The organism is Rhizobium sp. UFLA01-1127, from assembly GCF_059803845.1.
Map to the genome: position 1 here is coordinate 1 of NZ_JAUQTZ010000251.1, position 3,783 is coordinate 3,783.

The 3,783-nt window shown below is 55.4% G+C and carries 5 protein-coding genes and 1 tRNA gene; 3 read left to right on the forward strand and 3 right to left on the reverse strand.

Annotation, left to right across the window (positions count from 1 at the left end):
• Window positions 1–679: 679 nt before the first annotated feature.
• From Q4Q11_RS31170 to Q4Q11_RS31180, 3 genes are all read right to left on the reverse strand, one after another.
• Complete coding sequence (locus Q4Q11_RS31170; protein WP_498571903.1) at window positions 680–883, reverse strand: hypothetical protein; 204 nt, start codon at window positions 881–883, stop codon at window positions 680–682.
• 156 nt (window positions 884–1,039) lie between these two features.
• A complete protein-coding gene (locus Q4Q11_RS31175) occupies window positions 1,040–1,516 on the reverse strand; it encodes a hypothetical protein (RefSeq protein WP_498571904.1) in 477 nt (158 codons plus the stop codon).
• A 285-nt stretch (window positions 1,517–1,801) separates the two neighbouring features.
• Window positions 1,802–1,877 (reverse strand) — tRNA-Lys (locus Q4Q11_RS31180).
• 377 nt (window positions 1,878–2,254) lie between these two features.
• Here Q4Q11_RS31180 and Q4Q11_RS31185 point away from each other — a divergent pair.
• The 3 genes from Q4Q11_RS31185 to Q4Q11_RS31195 form a co-directional block, all read left to right on the forward strand.
• Entirely contained in the window at window positions 2,255–2,512 is a 258-nt protein-coding gene (locus tag Q4Q11_RS31185) for a GlsB/YeaQ/YmgE family stress response membrane protein (RefSeq protein WP_112507194.1), read from the forward strand.
• 379 nt (window positions 2,513–2,891) lie between these two features.
• Window positions 2,892–3,098 carry a hypothetical protein gene (locus tag Q4Q11_RS31190; RefSeq protein ID WP_112507198.1) on the forward strand — a complete coding sequence of 69 codons (207 nt, stop codon included), beginning with the start codon at window positions 2,892–2,894 and terminating at the stop codon, window positions 3,096–3,098.
• 142 nt (window positions 3,099–3,240) lie between these two features.
• A partial coding sequence (locus Q4Q11_RS31195; RefSeq protein ID WP_498571905.1) for a GntR family transcriptional regulator occupies window positions 3,241–3,783 on the forward strand: 543 nt, incomplete at its 3' end.

The following is a 3,783-nucleotide window of genomic DNA, read 5'->3' on the forward strand; positions in this document are numbered from 1 at the left end:
GGCGCAGGCCGATGCCAAGGGCCTGCATGGAAAGGCGCGCGCCAAGTTCAGAAGCGATTGCAAGAAGAACGGCGGCAAGTCCTAGTATCCGGGACTAATCTCAACCCAACGGTCAACTTTACCGTTGAAACGACGGTAGAGTTGATTCTGCGAGAAGCTGGTCATCCCCCTGATTCTCGGATCGAAATAGCGGCGCGCGGCTGCGGACATCGTTCTGCGCGCTGTCGGCATGCCTTGCTCAATCCTTTGGGTTCCCAAGCGCTGCCAACTCCGGACGCCGGTTGTGCATCCTGATCGATCAAGGCGGATTCATCCGGTGTGGCGGCAACGGCATGTCGAATTCGTTTCAAGCTGCAGCGATCGCGCCGGCGACGTTTTGCAACAAGCGGGGCAAACCCGGGAAACTCACTGAAATTACAGCTTATTCCTGTTTGGTGGAATCAACGGACGGAACAGGAAATTAAACGCAGCCATAAACCCTCCCCCTAAGGAAACAGTCTCGCACGCGGATGATCTTGCGGCCGGCCTTCTCGCTCTCGAGCCCTCACTCGAGAGCCTGCCTGCCGCTGTTTTGAAGCCAGCTGGAAGCGAGAATATGTTCTCTTTGCAATCGTTGCAGTCGTGACGGGAATGACCGGCTGCCTTGCCGTCGCCGTTGGTCGGCCGAACACGGAAATGCTCATGTCCGCTTCGGTTTCAGTTCCTTCGTTACCGGATCGGTCTTGCCATCCGCAAGCCTGTTGCGGGGATCGGCGACGAGCGGAGCGTTATTTTCCTTTTCTGCCGCTCCGCCTTCGTGATGTGCCTTGCTATGCTGTATTTTCGCAAGCGATTGCTTGTTTTGCTTTTCTCCTTGCGGATTACGCGATTGATCATAAGCCAAGCTGCGCCTCCTTTCTGTTTGAAAGAAAACTCGGCTGATTCGATTAGGTTCCCCGGTCGAGGTCGCCCGCCGCGCCGCATCTGGATCGAAGAGCCGGCAGGGATCTGTTATTTGAGCTCAGATCAGAGCGGCGCCGTTGGATGACGTGTGTCGACCTCACGAGCAGTCGGCACTATCAACCGAAAAAGAGTAATCCTTGCCCTTGAATTGATAGATATAATTCGCCAGAGAGGCCTCGCCGGAACTGAATTTCGGCAGCAGGAAGTCGCACAGGTCCGTAAGCTGCGCGGATTTGACGAGAGGCGCATCGAAATCGTCGTCGTCATCATCAAGGTCGAAGAAATAGCTGTAGATGTGATCGGTGAGATCAACTTTCGTCAGCGTGGTCTTGTGATCGACTTTCTTGGGCAGATCCTTGTTGGCGAAGATCACCGGATAGCGATCGTTGAGATAGGGAAGCACCAGGCGCTCCGTGACCGGTGTTGTCATCGCGATACCGACCAGGGGCAGCAGCCTCAATGCGATCCCGAATCTCTTTGCGGCGATAAGCCCAAGCAAAATTCCCAGGGAACCGAGCAATCCGCAAACAATTGCATAGATTTCCCACAAAGATAGTTCCGCCACGAATTCCATCATTCGCCCAACGTCTTCAATACCTGATCTGGATCAGGGTATCTTACTACCATATCGGCCACTTTCTCCAATCATTATGCGGCACGTGTCATCACTAAGCTGTGGGTTGCCATGCGAGCTGATGAGCAGCGGAATGCTGCTTCCATAGTTCGAAACCGGTCGCCTCGGCCAGCCGGATCATGAGCGCATTTTCACGCGATCGAGCCGATAAATCACTCGCGACAGCGGTGGTCGGAGGCCAAACAAACATTCGCGAAGATATTGGAAAAGACAATTTTTGCCCGATGGTGAGAGCGATGGGATTCGAACCCATGACCTACTGATTAAAAGTCAGTTGCTCTACCGACTGAGCTACGCTCTCCCTCTCCGCAGGCAGATGCTGCCTCGGCTGGAAGTGCGCGGAACATATGCAGAGGCCCTATTGCGGTCAACCCATAAAATCGCGGCAGCGGCGGCATGAAGATGCTTTTCCTCATCTTCGGGCAATGAAATTGCGGTATCGAACCGGAGAGCCCGCTCCTTGCGCGGGGAAGATTGGAAATCCAGGATGGTAAAGAACCAGCCCTTGGCAAGGCAATCGATTCTCGCGCACCCAAACAACCGTAACAATTTCCCTTAATAATCAGGATTGCAATGTATGGATCGATCGGCTCGCCATCCACAACAGTTGGGGTGCGAATCGTTTTTGGTGTATATCAGTATTGTTGACAACCCGTCTGGCCCTCAGGAGGTTCTTTTATGGATGACGCACACGTCGGTTGGATTGCAGCAATTATCATCGGCGGCCTAGCTGGCTGGTTCGCCGAGATGATCATGAAAAGCAATACGGGCATTATCATGAACATCGTCCTCGGCATCGTTGGCGCGATCGTTGCCAGTTGGCTGTTCGGCGTGCTCCATATCGGGCTGCCATTCCATGCATGGTTGAACTACCTGATCACGGGCTTCATCGGCGCCTGCATCCTGATTTTCGTCGGCCGCCTGATCAGGCGCTGAGCGGCGCATCGGGCTACTGCGTGATTCCTTAAATTGGCATCGGTCTAAGGATAAAATTACGCAGCAGATTAAAAGTGCCACAGCGACCTTTGCGCGTCACAGGTGACGCGCGGCGCTGAGGACAAGTCCAAATCGGGAAGAGGAGAAAGGGAAGACGGAATAGACCGCCTTCCCTTTTTGGTGCACGGTTTCCCGTCAAGCAAGCCGGAAGAATCCTGCGCAAAAACAGGCGGGATATTTTGCGACGACGACGACATGCCTGTCATCAAGCGCTCGAAGCGCAACATACTGATTCGAAACGTCGCGATACGTTTTCAGACCTTTCCAACCCCGACCTCGGCGCTATCTATCAGGATGGACCCGAAAGGAGGTTGGAAACATGACGGAAAACGCCAATCGGACAACCACACGCAAGGTTATTCGCGGCCGTCCCTACAGTATTGCCGAATTTGCACGGAAATATCGCCTCGACGAGGCGGAGGCGAAACGCCTCTTCTACAAGTTCGGTCCGTCGTCGACGGAACTCGATCTGCTGATGGCAGCCAAACGAAGGCCGGCCTCCCTTGCGACCGCAATCGGCCGATGATTCGCGGCTCTTTCAGCTAGATTTGCGGCATGGTGCCGGCATTGTCTGCCTTCGAGGCGACGATACTGATATATCACATCGACTGCCTTCGAGATGCTAGATGACACTGTGTGCCATTCAAGCATAAGTCGGACAGCCTCGAATGCAGAATTCGCTTAGCCACCTCGCCTATCTCGCGCTGGAATACGCGATCGTGACGCTTGAGCTGAAGCCAGGCACGCTCGTCACCGAAAAGCAGCTGATCGAGATGGCGGGGCATGGGCGGACGCCGGTGCGCGAGGCGATCCAGAAGCTTGCCTGGCAAGGTTTGATCCATGTTCGCCCGCGTGTCGGCCTGCAAATTGCGCAGATTCGCCCCGAGGATCATCGATATGTCATGCAGGTCAGGCGCGAACTGGAACCGCTCGCAGCCGCGCTAGCTGCGACCTATGCCGATCCGCATCAGCGCGAGCAATTGCGGGAATGCGCCCGCCTGATGACGGAGTGCGCCGTCACCGGCGACCTGCCCGGCTTTTTCGCCGCCGACAAGACGTTCGACGAGGTTCTCGAAGCCGCCTGCCCCAACAATTTCATCATGGCGGCGCTCGCGCCCGTGCAAACGCATGCGCGCCGGCTGTGGTATTCCACCGGAACGCATGATCGCATGGATGGGGCAATTGCGATGCATGTTCAGGCCATCGAAGCC

Coding starts and splice junctions, on each gene's coding strand:
- Q4Q11_RS31185 (WP_112507194.1), top strand. CDS start 2,255: ATGGATGACGCACACGTCGGTTGGATTGCAGCAATTATCATCGGCGGC.
- Q4Q11_RS31175 (WP_498571904.1), bottom strand. CDS start 1,516: ATGGAATTCGTGGCGGAACTATCTTTGTGGGAAATCTATGCAATTGTT.
- Q4Q11_RS31190 (WP_112507198.1), top strand. CDS start 2,892: ATGACGGAAAACGCCAATCGGACAACCACACGCAAGGTTATTCGCGGC.